The organism is Moorella glycerini (assembly GCF_009735625.1).
Lineage (GTDB): Bacteria > Bacillota > DSM-521 > Neomoorellales > Neomoorellaceae > Neomoorella > Neomoorella glycerini.
This window is the reverse complement of record NZ_CP046244.1, coordinates 449,826-465,434: the sequence shown is the minus strand read 5'-3', so window position 1 is coordinate 465,434 and position 15,609 is coordinate 449,826. Positions and strand designations below refer to the sequence as shown.

Below are 15,609 nucleotides of genomic sequence, written 5' to 3'. Positions count from 1 at the left end.
TTTCAAAGAGGAGGGGTCTAATGAAATAAAGACCATGATTTAACTTTAAGCTAAAAACTTAGTTTAGGAGGGTTTTTATGGCTGACGAAATTAAAGCGCTATTTAATCAACGGTTGGGGCGTTATCAGGCTGCAATTGCACTGGAGCCTACGGACCGGATACCCATTGCATTTAATACCACTTATTTCGCCGAAAAAGCCTCGGGCTATACGTACCAGGAAATTATGTATGACCCGGAGATCTGGGCTAAAGTAGAGATCGAATTCGCCAAAAAGTATCCGGAACTGGACACATTTAGAACCAATTTGCAGTGGTCCCCCAACTGGGATGTCGTAGATTATCGCCTCTATAAAGTCCCGGGGCGCGACATTACGCCCAAGTCTTTACAGCAATTTGTCGAAGCCGAGTACATGAAAGAAGATGAATACCGTCTGATGATAGATGATCCTGTGACCTTTAGGATGGAGCGCTATCTTCCCCGTATACTCGGTGAGTTTAAAGAAAGAGGCTCTATACGTTCTTACATGGCATTCTTAAAATCGGGGATGGCGCAAGGTATTGTTGGTGCCATAAACAGGGAAAGAGGCGCCCGGTTAGCCGCCGAAGTAGGCATGCCGCAACCGGTAATGGGCAACTTCGCTGCCCCCTTTGACTTCCTGTCAGATAATCTCCGTGGCCTCAATGGTATCATGCGAGATATGTTCAGGCAGCCCGACAACGTTATCGAAGCTTGCGAAGCTTTATTACCGGATCTCATTAACAGGGCTCTCGCCACTGCCGACCCGCTAAAGAGGTATCCGATTTTTGTCGCAACGCATAAACCTTGCTTCTTATCACCCAAGCAATTTGATACTTTCTACTGGCCAACTTTCAAAAAGGGCGTCGAGATGCTGATTGAAGCTGGTTATACATTCCGTGTGTTCCTGGAAGGCAACTGGGGCCCGCATTGGCATCATATAGCTGAATTGCCCAGGGGTAAAGTACTATGCGATATTGACAATGAGGCTGATATTTTCGAAGCCAAGAAAGCTTTTGGACACCAGCAGTGTATTACCGGCGGAATACCCAACGAAATGTTGATTTTAGGTACCCCGGATGAAGTCCGCGCCCGGGTGAAACTATTATGCGAAACTGTCGGTAAAGATGGGGGATGGATTCCTCATGGCGGAGGCCATATCCCGGAAGATACGAAACCCGAGAATTTCCGGGCTTTGATTGATGCAGTTATGGAATACGGCAGGTACTCCGACGGTCCTCCTCCGGAGCCAAAATCTAATCCAAATATACCGCCAGGAGTAAAATTACCTGAACCTCGCGTGGTAACGCCATGGGAAATTAAAAAAGCCGAATGGGCTATTCCCGGAGATGAAGAGTTAATAAAGAAAAATTGGGAAAGGCTCGAGCGAATGGCCTATAATTGGCTGTTATCATGGTAAATAAGGAGGAATTAATTAATGACAGCCCTTGCAGAAGCTTTACGGGACCTCAATGAAAAAAAGGTATATGAACTTGTGGATAAAATGCTCGAACAGGGAGCCTCACCTGAAAAAATCATTAGCGAATGTAACGAAGGAATGGTGGCTGTCGGCGATCTTTTTGCTTCCAATCAATACTTTTTAACGGAGCTGATGTTTTCGGCCGAAATCATGAAAGAAGTCATGCAAAAGCTGGAGCCGCTTATGGAAAGCAGCGGGGTTGCGGAACGATCTGCTGGGACGGTGGTAATTGGTACTGTCAAAAATGACATTCACGATATTGGTAAAAATATTGTTGTGAGTCTATTACGGAGCCACGGATTCAAAGTTGTTGATCTGGGAGTGGATGTGCCCGCCGAGAAATTCGTAGAAGCAGTGCGCGAAACCGGAGCAAAAGTTCTTGGTCTAAGCGCGTTATTAAACTCCACCTACCCAGAAATGAAAAACGTAGTAGAGGCGATAACGGAGGCTGGATTGCGAGAACAGGTAAAAATAATCATTGGAGGAACTATCTGCAACGAGACAGTTCGCAAATTTACTGGTGCAGATTTTTATGCTAACGATGCTGTGACGGGAGTTAAAATATGTAAGAGTGTATATAGTTAATTTTTGTCAATCTGTATCTTTCCTGAATCCGTGATAATAACAACTGGGTAGAACTCGCACTAACAGTAAATGGTATTAACAGTTATATTTAACATCTGCTGATACATTGAATTGGGTCTAAAGTTGATTATGTGGACGAAGGCTATTTACTCTTACCTTGGGTCCCCTGGATAAGGGAATAACAAAGTAGACCTCTCGTCCTAAGAGGCTTGGAGCCTGCTTATACAGCTAACTGGAGCTAGAAGTTCTGTATTAAGCCAACGCTTTATATAGGTACCGGAAAGCTGGATACCACGGGCTGTGCTGCCCAAATCGTAATTTGACCTGCCGGGCGTGGTGAACCAGCCGGGACGCTATGGTAATCAGGTTTTGTATAACGGTACGCAGCCGCCGGCGTTGAGCTTTCTTATTGCGCAGCGGTACCTCCTTTAGCGGGAGGCTAAACTGCCCCAGAAGCCTTAGAATGTTGTAGGCGAAAACACCCAGGTGTAGCACCAGGTCATTGGTGGCAAACTTGCCGCTGGGCAGCCGTTCCAGGTCTAAATCGTTTTTGATTTCACTGTGGAATTGCTCACTGGTGCCGTGGTCGTGGTAGAGGGTAATGATATCCTCCACCGGGTCGGGTAAAGTGGTCCAGTAGGTTTCGACCTCAATTTCCGGGACCAGGAGAAGCTGGCCGTTTCGTAATATCGTCCGCTCGGTGACCTTATACACCAGACGGACAGGGGTGTCAGCACCCTCGATTTTCACCATCTGGTGCCCCCGATAGACGGTTTTTCCCTCCCGTTCTAGGGTGGCGGTACCATTTTCCTTGGCAATGGCCAGCCAGGCCTCCGGCGTTTCCTTGCGCAGGTTACGCTTAATGATAAAATCGGCTTTGATTTCCGGGTCCAAACAGACCTGGAGATTATCCTGGCTGTCATTACCGCCATCCATCCGTACTAAAAGTGGCAGCGAAGTGATAGCGCGAGCAAAGGTTAGAGCTTGTCGCAGGAACTCCGGCGTCCCTTTTTGGCAATGCTGTTTCCCGGCCCGCAGTTCGGTATGGACGCAGTAGCCTTCCCTACCGAGGTAGGCGAAGATAGGCGCATAACCGTCGTAGCCCTTATAGGTCCTGGAAACACCCTCTTTCTTGGAATTTGAATTATCAAAGGGAGTAACATCAATATCCAAAGGGACATATTGGCGCTTTAGTTCCCTGGAACCCAGGGTAACAGGAGTTACCGGTGCCTTAAGTTTCTTAAGGAACCTGGCCGTTTCCTCGAGGATAATCTCCTGGTAGGGTACACTATGAGCTATCATATCCAGGCGCTGGCGCAGGGTAGGGCTTGAAGGCACATCCTGAATACCCAGCGCCGCAGCGAAGAAGGGGTCATCCCGAAAAAGCTCAATATGGTCAAAATCACTGCGACCCTGGCAAAGCAGGCCCACGTAAGAGGTGATAACATCCCCGTGAGAAATATCCGGAGAAGAAACACCAGGTATCCGGGTCTTATTTAGCCTGAGTTTCAGAGCAGTATGATCAATGATTTCCCCCACCAGAGCCAGTCCGGCAACGGGGGTAAGGTGTTCATCAGACTGTTCAATGATGAATTTCATGGCCGCACCTCGCAGGTGAACATGGATTCGTTTGCCATCCAGCCTATTATACCTTATTTTTCGCGAGGTTTTGAGCCATATCCAGATATTTTGTTATTGGGTTGTCACGGATTCAGGTCTTTGCTTCCAGGCCAGAATTTTATTATGGATGGACTAACAACTAAGTTGCTGTCATAATAAAAAACTCGGTGGTGAAAGGATAGGAGGAGTTAAAAACCCTACCTTTCACCACCAATAATTTCTTCATAAAGAAAAACGTAGAGACTATATATAATGCGTTATTAAAGTCAAATACAGATTATTTCAGCTGAGGCTTTTACCTTTACAGCGACGAGAATTATCTCTAACTTAAAGTTTTTATGTGAGAAGGTTTTTATGTGAGAAGAATTATGACCGTGCGTGGAGATTTAATTCAAGGAAGTTATTATAGGAATATTAAAATAGTTATGCAAAATTTATAGCAACCTCTTAAGAGAACGAAACAGGGAGATATATGGATAGGCTAAACCTAAAGGTGATGATATGCCTGATTCTGCTTTACAAACACATAAACTTCCAATTAAACTTCCACCTGAATCCGTGATAATAACAACTGGGTAAAACTCGCACTAACAGTAAATGGTATTAACAGTTATATTTAACATCTGCTGATACATTGAATTGGGTCTAAAGTTGATTATGTGGACGAAGGCTATTTACTCTTACCTTGGGTCCCCTGGATAAGGGAATAACAAAGTAGACCTCTCGTCCTAAGAGGCTTGGAGCCTGCTTATACAGCTAACTGGAGCTAGAAGTTCTGTATTAAGCCAACGCTTTATATAGGTACCGGAAAGCTGGATACCACGGGCTGTGCTGCCCAAATCGTAATTTGACCTGCCGGGCGTGGTGAACCAGCCGGGACGCTATGGTAATCAGGTTTTGTATAACGGTACGCAGCCGCCGGCGTTGAGCTTTCTTATTGCGCAGCGGTACCTCCTTTAGCGGGAGGCTAAACTGCCCCAGAAGCCTTAGAATGTTGTAGGCGAAAACACCCAGGTGTAGCACCAGGTCATTGGTGGCAAACTTGCCGCTGGGCAGCCGTTCCAGGTCTAAATCGTTTTTGATTTCACTGTGGAATTGCTCACTGGTGCCGTGGTCGTGGTAGAGGGTAATGATATCCTCCACCGGGTCGGGTAAAGTGGTCCAGTAGGTTTCGACCTCAATTTCCGGGACCAGGAGAAGCTGGCCGTTTCGTAATATCGTCCGCTCGGTGACCTTATACACCAGACGGACAGGGGTGTCAGCACCCTCGATTTTCACCATCTGGTGCCCCCGATAGACGGTTTTTCCCTCCCGTTCTAGGGTGGCGGTACCATTTTCCTTGGCAATGGCCAGCCAGGCCTCCGGCGTTTCCTTGCGCAGGTTACGCTTAATGATAAAATCGGCTTTGATTTCCGGGTCCAAACAGACCTGGAGATTATCCTGGCTGTCATTACCGCCATCCATCCGTACTAAAAGTGGCAGCGAAGTGATAGCGCGAGCAAAGGTTAGAGCTTGTCGCAGGAACTCCGGCGTCCCTTTTTGGCAATGCTGTTTCCCGGCCCGCAGTTCGGTATGGACGCAGTAGCCTTCCCTACCGAGGTAGGCGAAGATAGGCGCATAACCGTCGTAGCCCTTATAGGTCCTGGAAACACCCTCTTTCTTGGAATTTGAATTATCAAAGGGAGTAACATCAATATCCAAAGGGACATATTGGCGCTTTAGTTCCCTGGAACCCAGGGTAACAGGAGTTACCGGTGCCTTAAGTTTCTTAAGGAACCTGGCCGTTTCCTCGAGGATAATCTCCTGGTAGGGTACACTATGAGCTATCATATCCAGGCGCTGGCGCAGGGTAGGGCTTGAAGGCACATCCTGAATACCCAGCGCCGCAGCGAAGAAGGGGTCATCCCGAAAAAGCTCAATATGGTCAAAATCACTGCGACCCTGGCAAAGCAGGCCCACGTAAGAGGTGATAACATCCCCGTGAGAAATATCCGGAGAAGAAACACCAGGTATCCGGGTCTTATTTAGCCTGAGTTTCAGAGCAGTATGATCAATGATTTCCCCCACCAGAGCCAGTCCGGCAACGGGGGTAAGGTGTTCATCAGACTGTTCAATGATGAATTTCATGGCCGCACCTCGCAGGTGAACATGGATTCGTTTGCCATCCAGCCTATTATACCTTATTTTTCGCGAGGTTTTGAGCCATATCCAGATATTTTGTTATTGGGTTGTCACGGATTCAGGTTCCAATGGTTGCCCTGGCAGCCAATGCCGCCCTGGAAGGCGGAGCCGACCCGGAGGCCGTTTCCAACCTCACCCTGGCCGGCAGCAGCGAATTTTTGGATAACCGGGCGGCTGTGCGTGAGCTTGTCCTGGAGCGCCTGATGGTCCTGGTAGATCAGGTAGTAGCCAGCAGGGAACAACGCAATTCTTCCCTTATTGAACGGGCCAGCAAGTTTATCGAAGCCAACTTCAGCCAGGATCTCACCCTGCAAGAAGTCGCTCAGCAGGTATATTTAAATCCCTGTTATTTCAGCCGCCTCTTTAAGCAGGTTAAGGGCCAGAACTTCATAGACTACCTGACCAGGGTACGCCTGAGAGCAGCTAAAGAATTGCTGTTAAATACCAACCTGCCGGTAGCGGCAATAGCCGAACGGGTCGGTTATCACGACGCCCGTTATTTCAGCCAGGTATTTAAAAAGCAGGAAGGGTACACGCCCAGCGTGTTCCGCAAAATAGGGGGTGCTAAGTTTGAAGGAAGTGCTGGTTGATTTCCAGCCGGTGGGCCGGCGCGCCCAGGTTGCGGCCGGCCAGACTATTTTAGCCGCGGCCCAGCAAATAGGGCTGGCCCTGGGGTCCGGGGGCCTGACGGCACCCTGCGGCGGCAGGGGTCTGTGCGGCCGCTGCCGGGTACGGGTAGCCGCCGGCGACGCCGGGGAGCCGACGCCGGCGGAAAAGCGTTTCTTGAAGCCGGAGCAACTGGAACAGGGCTATCGCCTGGCCTGCCAGGCAGTCATCCAGGGACCGCTGAAAGTGGAAATTCCGCCGGAATCCATGCTTGGCGTGCAGCAACTTCAGGTAGAAGGGCTGGATGTCGCAGTAGTCCCGGAAGCGCCGGTTAAAAGGTATAACCTGCCGTTAACCAGGACGACCATTGAAACCCCCCGGCCTCTCTGGCAGCAGGTGGCCGGCGAGCTGGAGGCCGCTTATGGCCTGGACCGCCCGGAGGTAGATTTTAACCTGGCTTTAGCGACGGAGCCCCTGGCGGCCGGCGGCAGCGGCGTGGTGACGGTCCGCGGTACAGAGGTGATCAACATTTATGCCGGCCGGCCGGCGCCGCCGCCCCTGGGCCTGGCTGTCGACCTGGGGACCACCAAGGTAGCCGGTTTCCTGATCAACCTGGAAACCGGGGCCACCCTGGCTGCCGACGGCATCATGAACCCCCAGATCGCCTACGGCGAAGATGTCATGGCGCGCCTGGGCTATGCCCTGGAGGGAGAAGCCGCCTACCGGCGCATCCAGGAAGTAGCAATCGAAGGGCTGAACCGGCTGGCCGCCACCCTGGCCGAGCAGGCCGGCGTAACCCCGGCAGACATAGAAGAAGCCGTCATCGTGGGCAACACCGCCATGCACCACCTGTTATTGCACCTGCCGGTGGCCCAGCTGGCCCGGGCCCCCTACGTCCCGGCCCTGACCACCCCGGTAGAAGTGAAAGCCCGGAACCTGGGTTTAAACTTCAGCCCGGGAGCCTATGTCTATCTCCAGCCGGTAATAGCCGGCTTTGTCGGCGGCGACCATGTGGCCATGATCCTGGGCAGCCGCCTTGACGAGGCCCGCAAAGTCACCCTGGGCCTGGATATCGGTACCAATACGGAAATTGTTTTAAGCTACGGCGGTAAAATGCTTTCCTGCTCCTGCGCTTCAGGGCCGGCCTTTGAAGGCGCCCACATTGCCCAGGGGATGCGCGCCATTACCGGGGCCATCGCCGCCGTGCGCTTAAGTGACGACGGGCGGGAGGTCTACTGGGAGAGCATTGGCGGCGCACCGCCCCTGGGCATCTGCGGCTCCGGCATCCTGGATGCCGTGGCCGAGCTTTACCGCACCGGCGTCCTCAACGCCAGCGGCCGGCTGGATTTAAATCATCCCCGGGTAAGGCGACCTGCCGGGGGTGGCCCGGCGGAATTCCTGCTGGTACCGGCTGAGGAAACCGGCATTGACAGCGACCTGGTGGTAACCCAGAAGGACATCAGCGAGATCCAGCTGGCCAAGGCAGCCATCGCCAGCGGTACCCTGCTGCTCCTGGAGGCAGCGGGCCTCACCGTAGACGACCTGGAAGAAGTGGTGGTCGCCGGGGCCTTTGGTACCCACCTGAAGCTGGAAAGCGCCATTACCATCGGCATGTTCCCCCAACTTCCCCTGGGCGCCTTCCGCCAGGTGGGCAACGCTGCCGGCACCGGGGCGCGGCTGGCCCTCCTTTCCCTGGCCGAAAGGCAGCGGGGTGAAACAATAGCCCGCCGGGTGGGCTATATTGAACTCATGACCCGGCCGTCCTTCCAGGATGTGTTTATGAAGCTGCTTTTATTACCATAACCGGAGGTCCAAAATTTGGCTTCGTGCCCCAGGTAAACACTATTGCAAGGAAGCCTTTGTGGGAAACCCCTCCTGGGGGGCTACTGCCACCTTCACGATTCATGAAATAAGTGATAGTATAGAATTAACCTTGCCCAGTTGTCAGGTGAGGGCGCCACGACCAGTGTTGTTATAGCCGGATGTTAGGCCGGGCGGTGTGTGACCGATTAAGGGAGCAGTAATCGATAATGGGTCGATATCGAGTTATTGCCTGTAAAGTTATGGAAGAAGAACTTATAGCTTTAGCTCCGCAATGTTATGAATTTCACTTCCTGGATCAGGGGTTGCACCGCTCACCGGACCGGTTGCGGCAGGCTTTACAGGAGGCCATCGATGGCACCTGCGGTAGTGAACTGGTGTTACTGGGCTACGGTTTCTGCGGCGGAGCCCTGGAAGGCCTGCGGGCTGGACCAGCGCCCCTAATTATCCCTAAGGTCGAAGATTGCATACCTTTATTACTGGGCTCACCGGAGGCCCGGCAGCAGTGGGGGCCAGACACCTATTTTTTATCTGCCGGCTGGCTGGCCGGAGAAGAAAACCTGCTACGGGAGTATGAACGTTGCCTTTCCCGCTATGGCGAAGAGCGAGGTAGCAGATTGATGCGCCACCTTTTCCGCCATTACCGCCGAATGGTGTATATAAATACTGGGCGGCGGAGGGAAGATGCGGCGAGGGAAGCGGCGCGTGAGGCAGCGGAAAAACTAGGGTTAAACCTTGAGAACACCCGTGGACATAAAGATTACCTGCAGCAACTGTTGCGGGGGCCATGGGATCATCTGTTCTTGCAGGTGCCTCCCGGGACAACGTTTACGACGAGACGGTGGTAGCCAAATACCTTATACCTGAATCCGTGATAATAACAACTGGGTAGAACTCGCACTAACAGTAAATGGTATTAACAGTTATATTTAACATCTGCTGATACATTGAATTGGGTCTAAAGTTGATTATGTGGACGAAGGCTATTTACTCTTACCTTGGGTCCCCTGGATAAGGGAATAACAAAGTAGACCTCTCGTCCTAAGAGGCTTGGAGCCTGCTTATACAGCTAACTGGAGCTAGAAGTTCTGTATTAAGCCAACGCTTTATATAGGTACCGGAAAGCTGGATACCACGGGCTGTGCTGCCCAAATCGTAATTTGACCTGCCGGGCGTGGTGAACCAGCCGGGACGCTATGGTAATCAGGTTTTGTATAACGGTACGCAGCCGCCGGCGTTGAGCTTTCTTATTGCGCAGCGGTACCTCCTTTAGCGGGAGGCTAAACTGCCCCAGAAGCCTTAGAATGTTGTAGGCGAAAACACCCAGGTGTAGCACCAGGTCATTGGTGGCAAACTTGCCGCTGGGCAGCCGTTCCAGGTCTAAATCGTTTTTGATTTCACTGTGGAATTGCTCACTGGTGCCGTGGTCGTGGTAGAGGGTAATGATATCCTCCACCGGGTCGGGTAAAGTGGTCCAGTAGGTTTCGACCTCAATTTCCGGGACCAGGAGAAGCTGGCCGTTTCGTAATATCGTCCGCTCGGTGACCTTATACACCAGACGGACAGGGGTGTCAGCACCCTCGATTTTCACCATCTGGTGCCCCCGATAGACGGTTTTTCCCTCCCGTTCTAGGGTGGCGGTACCATTTTCCTTGGCAATGGCCAGCCAGGCCTCCGGCGTTTCCTTGCGCAGGTTACGCTTAATGATAAAATCGGCTTTGATTTCCGGGTCCAAACAGACCTGGAGATTATCCTGGCTGTCATTACCGCCATCCATCCGTACTAAAAGTGGCAGCGAAGTGATAGCGCGAGCAAAGGTTAGAGCTTGTCGCAGGAACTCCGGCGTCCCTTTTTGGCAATGCTGTTTCCCGGCCCGCAGTTCGGTATGGACGCAGTAGCCTTCCCTACCGAGGTAGGCGAAGATAGGCGCATAACCGTCGTAGCCCTTATAGGTCCTGGAAACACCCTCTTTCTTGGAATTTGAATTATCAAAGGGAGTAACATCAATATCCAAAGGGACATATTGGCGCTTTAGTTCCCTGGAACCCAGGGTAACAGGAGTTACCGGTGCCTTAAGTTTCTTAAGGAACCTGGCCGTTTCCTCGAGGATAATCTCCTGGTAGGGTACACTATGAGCTATCATATCCAGGCGCTGGCGCAGGGTAGGGCTTGAAGGCACATCCTGAATACCCAGCGCCGCAGCGAAGAAGGGGTCATCCCGAAAAAGCTCAATATGGTCAAAATCACTGCGACCCTGGCAAAGCAGGCCCACGTAAGAGGTGATAACATCCCCGTGAGAAATATCCGGAGAAGAAACACCAGGTATCCGGGTCTTATTTAGCCTGAGTTTCAGAGCAGTATGATCAATGATTTCCCCCACCAGAGCCAGTCCGGCAACGGGGGTAAGGTGTTCATCAGACTGTTCAATGATGAATTTCATGGCCGCACCTCGCAGGTGAACATGGATTCGTTTGCCATCCAGCCTATTATACCTTATTTTTCGCGAGGTTTTGAGCCATATCCAGATATTTTGTTATTGGGTTGTCACGGATTCAGGAAATATCTTAAACCCAAACCCAAACCGCCAAGATACTGGGAATACCATTTAAGTGGTAATCTTTCTTCGCTAACGTTATTCCGCTGCAAATCAATGCGCAACATCTTTTCCTGAAATCCCGCCATGACTATCTCCTTCTCGTTATTTTAAGGCGTGGGCATTGCCCACGCCTTAAGATAATCTCAAATTTATTTACGGGCAAACTACGTAAAAACTTCTAAAAGTATGTTCCCCATTATTAAATGAACGATGTTCTACCCCTCTGGGAATTTTAATTGTCTGGCCTGCTTCTACTTCATATTCCTGGCCGCCGATCTCAAAAATCCCTTGACCTGCAAACAGGTAACAATACTCATCTCCATTTTCATGAACATGCCTTGCCAGGCTGGAACCAGGTTGACATTCAAAGATACCGCATTCGATCATGGTCATAGCAGGTAATTCTTTTTTAATAAATGTTATTACTTTTCCCCAGTCAGTTTTGATTTCTCCAGGATAACCCGAGTTCGACAGTTGCTAGGCAAAAATGGCTGCTTTTCAGATGAAGAAACCTTATAAATCAACGTTTCCCGCTCTTGGGAGAGCTCAAAAATCAAAAATCACATAGGCACACGATTCCGGAATTAGAGCTTGATGGCTATGTAGTACATGCGCTATAATATAGACATGTACATAAGAACTATTTCCCGCAAAAACAAGGACGGCTCTGTTGTCCGTTATATCCAGCTTGCCCACAACGTCTGGGACCCCCAAGCCGGCTATCCGAAAGCCAAAGTACTATTCAACTTCGGCCGCGAAGAGGATGTAGACCGGGAAGCCCTGGTCCGCCTGGTAAAGAGTATTACGCGTTTTTTGGGACCGGAAGAGGTTTTGCGCACCCAAGGAGAGTTAAACGGCAGCACTCCCCTGAAATTTGTCTCCAGCCGGCCTATGGGCGGCGCCTGGGTATTAAACGAACTGTGGAACCGGCTGGGTATTAGCGACGTTTTAGTCAGGTTGCTGGCCAAACGTAAGTTCCAGAATCCGGTCGAACGGGCCATCTTCGCCATGGTAGCCAACCGGGCTTTGCACCCGGCCAGTAAACTTAAGACCGAGGATTGGGTCAGCCACGACGTTTTCATTCCCGGCCTCCCGGAGGTACCGGTGCAACACCTTTACCGGGCCATGGACTTCTTACTGGAGGCTGCGGAAGAGATACAAAAGGATATCTTCTTCGCCGTGGCCCACCTCTTTAACCTGGAAGTAGATCTCCTGTACTTCGATACCACCTCCACCTACTTTGAAGTGGAAGAGGAGGATAATCCGGAGGACCATAAGCAGCACCTTCGGCGTAAAGGCAACTCCAAGGACCACCGGCCGGATTTACCGCAGGCTGTAATCGGCCTGGCGGTCACCAGGGAAGGCCTCCCAGTACGCTGCTGGGTCTGGCCCGGGAACACCGCCGATATGGCGGTAATCGAGCAAGTCAAAAAGGACCTGGTGGGCTGGCAACTGGGCCGGGTCATCACCGTTGTCGACCGCGGCTTTGCTTCGGAAGATAACCTTCGCTACCTCCAGCGTGCCGGTGGCCACTATATTGCCGGCGAAAAGATGCGCAGCGGCAAAGAAACCGTAGAAGAAGCCCTGACCAGACCGGGCCGCTACAAAACCGTCAAAGATAACCTTGAAGTCAAAGAAGTTATCGTCGGCGACGGTGAAAAAAGGGTACGCTATATCCTGGTCCGCAACCCCAAAGAAGCAGAAAAAGACAGACTTGAGCGGGAGAAAATATTGACCCGCCTCAAGGAAGAACTAAAAGCCATCGGCGACCTTAAAGGCGAACCCCATACCAAAGCCTGCTGCCAGCTTATCGCCCATCCCACCTATGGCCGCTATCTCAAGACCGACAAGAAAGGGCAACCGTATATCGATATGGCCAAGGTGAAAGCCGAAGAAAAGCTGGACGGCAAATACCTGTTACGGACCTCGGACGATACTTTAAGCCCGGAAGACGTGGCCCTCGGCTACAAGCAGCTTCTCGAAGTAGAAGACGCCTTCCGTACCATGAAACAGTCCTTAGAGCTGCGGCCTATTTATCATCGCCTGAGCGACCGCATCCATGCCCATGTCCTCCTGTGCTGGCTGGGACTGCTCCTAATCCGGGTAGCTGAAACGAAAGTGCAGGATAGCTGGCGGAACATCCGCCAGACCCTGGAACGCATGCACCTGGGCGAATTTGTTGGTCCTGAGGGCAGGATACTCCAAAGGACGGAAACAACCCCGCCACAGCAGCATATCTTCAAGACCCTTGGGATAAAGGAACCGCCGCAAATAATCGCGGTCGAAACAAAGGCCAGAAAGGGTCCCTAGTAACACGCGCCCCAAAAGCCGAACCCTGAAACCCTTGCGCGACAAGCTGTTGCGCTTATTATTCACCTAGCAACTGTCGAACTTGGGGATAAATCAGCATTTATTTAACCCTCCAAAGAAGAATTTTTACTCATCCCGGCAGCAATGGGCTTTTCATTTAAAGAAAGGGAAAGTATAGTGCCAATAACAGCCATTAAGGCAAAATACAAGAATGGGGTTGCGCTAGGTGCAGCTTTGCCCTTGCCCTGCCTGAGAAGATTATCCCCACTATGCCGGGGATAGCCAACAAATAAAACACCATCCGCCAACCCCAGGCCGCCGCTATAAAAGCAGTTACAACAGGGATAATGGCTGGAGCTACCGTCCAGGAAGTAGTGAAAAAGGCAGTCGCCCGGCCTTTTTCCTGGGGCGGGAACCAGTCGCCGATAGCACGAATACTGGGAGAAAAGTGTAGCCCTTCCCCCAGGCCGAGACCAAGGCGCACAGCAATAAATTGAGCTAGAGAATTAATGGTCCCCGTCAGGAAACTAAAGAAGGTAAACACGACAATAGATACACCCATAACGATCTTGGGTCCCCATTTATCTGCTGCTATACCGGCTGGGATTTGCATACCCGTATACGCCAGGAAAAACAGGGAAGAGGCAAAACCAATTACTTCATGGGATAGTCCCAAATCTTTTCTAATGAAAGGCAACAAATTCAGGACGGCTGGAAAAAGACTGGGCTTCGGTTTTCATTTTTTAAATTACTTGTTATAATAATTTTACGGGTGGCCTAAGAGAGCCCTTTACTCTGGCCGGAGTAAAAAACAGGCTCTCTTAGGGCTTTTAATTTATATACATCAATAACACCACTAACTTCAAATTCAACATAGTTATCTTCATTAGTTACATACATATCGCCTCCCAGGTGCTGCAATGTCTTAATTCTGGCAGGGTCAAAGTAATAGGCCGGCGGTCCCCCTTGCTTTACTTTCTTGACAGCTTCCTCAACCGCGTAAGCATCCACAACTTCGCCGAAGAAAGTCGTATGATCCCCAGCAATAACCTGTTGAGTTACCTTGCATTCCAGATAGGCATAGCACTCAGCTATATGGGGAGTTTTGATTGTCTTGCCCGGGACGGCGGTCCATTTGGTTTCAGCGAATTTATCATATTTTTTCCCTGATTTGCGGCCACACCAGTTGGCTCCTTCCGCCAGGCTGATATCCGGGAAATTAACCACAAATTCCCGCCTCCGGTTAATTAAGTCATGGGAATATCTCTTAGGCGATACAGCAATAGCCACAATCAAAGGTTGGTGGGATACCGGCGTGGCCCAGGCTAGAGTAATGATATTGGGTTTATCATTATCGTCTAAACAGGTTACCAATACCACCGGGCGGTAAAAGAATAAAATCTAATCCTTTTGTTAATTTGACCTTGTCTTTTTCATCAAATACCACTGCTAAAAAAGATAGCATCGCCTTGGTGTAAAAGATAAATTTCAGTATCATTAATACAGATTTGCATTGAGCCTTTCAAAATAAAACCATATTCATAACCATCATGGACGAAATTTTCCTCGCCCGTGGAGGCCTTGGGCGGCGCCGTAATCAACATAAATTCCACCGGCCCTTTTAAATCAGGTGATAATAACTGATAACGAATATTAATTTTTTAAATCCCCTTCCTGAATAATCATTATCTTGCCTCCCCGGGCTATCACCTCATAACTCGGTGGAATAGAATGAAGGGGAGGGATAAAAATGCCTGGAAAGAAAATACTCATGCTGGTCGGCGATTATGTGGAAGATTATGAAGCCATCTTTCCTTTTCAAGCCTTAACTATGTTGGGATATACCGTCCACAGTGTTTCTCCTAATAAATGGGCTGGAGAAACTGTACGAACCGCTGTTCATGACTTTGAAAAAGAGCAAACTTATAGCGAGAAGCCAGGTCACAATTTCCTTCTTACTGCCACCTTTGATAAAGTCGATCCCCAGGACTATATTGGACTAGTTATCCCCGGTGGCCGTTCACCTGAATATTTACGCCTCAATGAGCGAGTGCTAAAAATTGTACAGCATTTCTTTATAACTAATAAGCCCGTAGCCGTTACCTGCCACGGGCCGCAAATTTTAATAGCCGCCGGTGTACTTAGAGGAAAAATATGTACAGGTTATCCTGGTATTAAACCCGATCTTCTTCTCGCCGGAGCTATATGGGGTGAAGTTAACGAAACTTTATCTAATGTGTATGTGGATGGGAATTTAGTTTCTGCCGCCTCCTGGCGTGGGAATCCAGAATGGATGCGACAATTTGCCAGGCTGATCGCCGGTATAGATTACGGCCAATCTTATACCGCATAATTTGCCCCGGATAGATAAAACCTAGTAGCAAGTTGCTTAAT

Annotated in this window: 15 protein-coding genes; 7 read left to right on the top strand and 8 right to left on the bottom strand. The window is 50.3% G+C overall.

Going from position 1 to position 15,609, the window contains the following annotated elements:
* The first annotated feature begins 77 nt into the window (after positions 1-77).
* Positions 78-1,436 carry a uroporphyrinogen decarboxylase family protein gene (locus MGLY_RS02300; RefSeq protein WP_156271556.1) on the top strand — a complete coding sequence of 453 codons (1,359 nt, stop codon included), beginning with the start codon at positions 78-80 and terminating at the stop codon, positions 1,434-1,436.
* A gap of 18 nt (positions 1,437-1,454) precedes the next feature.
* On the top strand, positions 1,455-2,081 hold the full coding sequence (locus MGLY_RS02295; protein WP_156271555.1) for a cobalamin B12-binding domain-containing protein: 627 nt from the start codon (positions 1,455-1,457) through the stop codon (positions 2,079-2,081).
* A 252-nt stretch (positions 2,082-2,333) separates the two neighbouring features.
* Here MGLY_RS02295 and MGLY_RS02290 read toward each other — a convergent pair whose 3' ends face one another.
* Together MGLY_RS02290 and MGLY_RS02285 are read right to left on the bottom strand one after the other, a co-directional pair.
* Positions 2,334-3,680: an IS1380 family transposase gene (locus tag MGLY_RS02290; protein WP_156271486.1), complete on the bottom strand. Its 1,347-nt coding sequence runs from the start codon at positions 3,678-3,680 to the stop codon at positions 2,334-2,336.
* 801 nt (positions 3,681-4,481) lie between these two features.
* The gene (locus MGLY_RS02285; protein ID WP_156271486.1) at positions 4,482-5,828 is read right to left on the bottom strand and encodes an IS1380 family transposase; all 1,347 of its coding nucleotides are present in this window, start codon (positions 5,826-5,828) and stop codon (positions 4,482-4,484) included.
* A 101-nt stretch (positions 5,829-5,929) separates the two neighbouring features.
* On the opposite strand from MGLY_RS02285, the gene MGLY_RS02280 reads away from it, so the two are divergent.
* The 3 genes from MGLY_RS02280 to MGLY_RS02270 all read left to right on the top strand — a co-directional run bounded on the left by MGLY_RS02280 (position 5,930) and on the right by MGLY_RS02270 (position 9,157).
* The gene (locus tag MGLY_RS02280) at positions 5,930-6,472 is read left to right on the top strand and encodes a helix-turn-helix transcriptional regulator (protein ID WP_170290893.1); all 543 of its coding nucleotides are present in this window, start codon (positions 5,930-5,932) and stop codon (positions 6,470-6,472) included.
* A complete protein-coding gene (locus MGLY_RS02275) occupies positions 6,444-8,291 on the top strand; it encodes an ASKHA domain-containing protein (RefSeq protein ID WP_422880098.1) in 1,848 nt (615 codons plus the stop codon). Before MGLY_RS02280 ends, MGLY_RS02275 begins: the two co-directional genes overlap by 29 nt.
* Positions 8,292-8,551: 260 nt before the next feature.
* Positions 8,552-9,157, top strand: coding sequence for a DUF1638 domain-containing protein (locus tag MGLY_RS02270; RefSeq protein WP_170290892.1), 606 nt, complete (start codon positions 8,552-8,554; stop codon positions 9,155-9,157).
* A 245-nt stretch (positions 9,158-9,402) separates the two neighbouring features.
* On the opposite strand, the gene MGLY_RS02265 is transcribed toward MGLY_RS02270, so the two are convergent.
* From MGLY_RS02265 to MGLY_RS02255, 3 genes are all read right to left on the bottom strand, one after another.
* On the bottom strand, positions 9,403-10,749 hold the full coding sequence (locus tag MGLY_RS02265; protein ID WP_156271486.1) for an IS1380 family transposase: 1,347 nt from the start codon (positions 10,747-10,749) through the stop codon (positions 9,403-9,405).
* A gap of 104 nt (positions 10,750-10,853) precedes the next feature.
* On the bottom strand, positions 10,854-10,991 hold the full coding sequence (locus tag MGLY_RS02260; RefSeq protein ID WP_156271552.1) for an aldehyde ferredoxin oxidoreductase N-terminal domain-containing protein: 138 nt from the start codon (positions 10,989-10,991) through the stop codon (positions 10,854-10,856).
* A gap of 67 nt (positions 10,992-11,058) precedes the next feature.
* Positions 11,059-11,298 carry a cupin domain-containing protein gene (locus tag MGLY_RS02255; protein ID WP_246187396.1) on the bottom strand — a complete coding sequence of 80 codons (240 nt, stop codon included), beginning with the start codon at positions 11,296-11,298 and terminating at the stop codon, positions 11,059-11,061.
* Positions 11,299-11,532: 234 nt separating this feature from the next.
* Here MGLY_RS02255 and MGLY_RS02250 point away from each other — a divergent pair, with 234 nt between their 5' ends.
* The gene (locus tag MGLY_RS02250; RefSeq protein ID WP_422880104.1) at positions 11,533-13,215 is read left to right on the top strand and encodes an IS1634 family transposase; all 1,683 of its coding nucleotides are present in this window, start codon (positions 11,533-11,535) and stop codon (positions 13,213-13,215) included.
* 193 nt (positions 13,216-13,408) lie between these two features.
* Here the strand turns inward: MGLY_RS02250 and MGLY_RS02245 are convergent, their stop codons facing one another.
* From MGLY_RS02245 to MGLY_RS18695, 3 genes are all read right to left on the bottom strand, one after another.
* Positions 13,409-13,912 carry an MFS transporter gene (locus MGLY_RS02245; protein WP_211662030.1) on the bottom strand — a complete coding sequence of 168 codons (504 nt, stop codon included), beginning with the start codon at positions 13,910-13,912 and terminating at the stop codon, positions 13,409-13,411.
* An 80-nt stretch (positions 13,913-13,992) separates the two neighbouring features.
* On the bottom strand, positions 13,993-14,595 hold the full coding sequence (locus MGLY_RS02240; protein WP_277997884.1) for a flavin reductase family protein: 603 nt from the start codon (positions 14,593-14,595) through the stop codon (positions 13,993-13,995).
* 56 nt (positions 14,596-14,651) lie between these two features.
* On the bottom strand, positions 14,652-14,819 hold the full coding sequence (locus tag MGLY_RS18695; protein ID WP_156271547.1) for a cupin domain-containing protein: 168 nt from the start codon (positions 14,817-14,819) through the stop codon (positions 14,652-14,654).
* A gap of 146 nt (positions 14,820-14,965) precedes the next feature.
* Between MGLY_RS18695 and MGLY_RS02230 the strand changes: the two genes are divergently transcribed.
* Entirely contained in the window at positions 14,966-15,568 is a 603-nt protein-coding gene (locus MGLY_RS02230; protein WP_156271546.1) for a DJ-1/PfpI family protein, read from the top strand.
* The last annotated feature ends 41 nt before the right edge of the window (positions 15,569-15,609 follow it).

Bases quoted from the DNA above. Each gene is read 5' to 3' on its own strand.
- MGLY_RS02300 (WP_156271556.1), top strand. From the start codon at position 78: ATGGCTGACGAAATTAAAGCGCTATTTAATCAACGGTTGGGGCGTTAT.
- MGLY_RS02295 (WP_156271555.1), top strand. From the start codon at position 1,455: ATGACAGCCCTTGCAGAAGCTTTACGGGACCTCAATGAAAAAAAGGTA.
- MGLY_RS02290 (WP_156271486.1), bottom strand. From the start codon at position 3,680: ATGAAATTCATCATTGAACAGTCTGATGAACACCTTACCCCCGTTGCC.
- MGLY_RS02285 (WP_156271486.1), bottom strand. From the start codon at position 5,828: ATGAAATTCATCATTGAACAGTCTGATGAACACCTTACCCCCGTTGCC.
- MGLY_RS02270 (WP_170290892.1), top strand. From the start codon at position 8,552: ATGGAAGAAGAACTTATAGCTTTAGCTCCGCAATGTTATGAATTTCAC.
- MGLY_RS02265 (WP_156271486.1), bottom strand. From the start codon at position 10,749: ATGAAATTCATCATTGAACAGTCTGATGAACACCTTACCCCCGTTGCC.
- MGLY_RS02260 (WP_156271552.1), bottom strand. From the start codon at position 10,991: ATGGCGGGATTTCAGGAAAAGATGTTGCGCATTGATTTGCAGCGGAAT.
- MGLY_RS02255 (WP_246187396.1), bottom strand. From the start codon at position 11,298: ATGACCATGATCGAATGCGGTATCTTTGAATGTCAACCTGGTTCCAGC.
- MGLY_RS02250 (WP_422880104.1), top strand. From the start codon at position 11,533: ATGTACATAAGAACTATTTCCCGCAAAAACAAGGACGGCTCTGTTGTC.
- MGLY_RS18695 (WP_156271547.1), bottom strand. From the start codon at position 14,819: ATGTTGATTACGGCGCCGCCCAAGGCCTCCACGGGCGAGGAAAATTTC.
- MGLY_RS02230 (WP_156271546.1), top strand. From the start codon at position 14,966: ATGCCTGGAAAGAAAATACTCATGCTGGTCGGCGATTATGTGGAAGAT.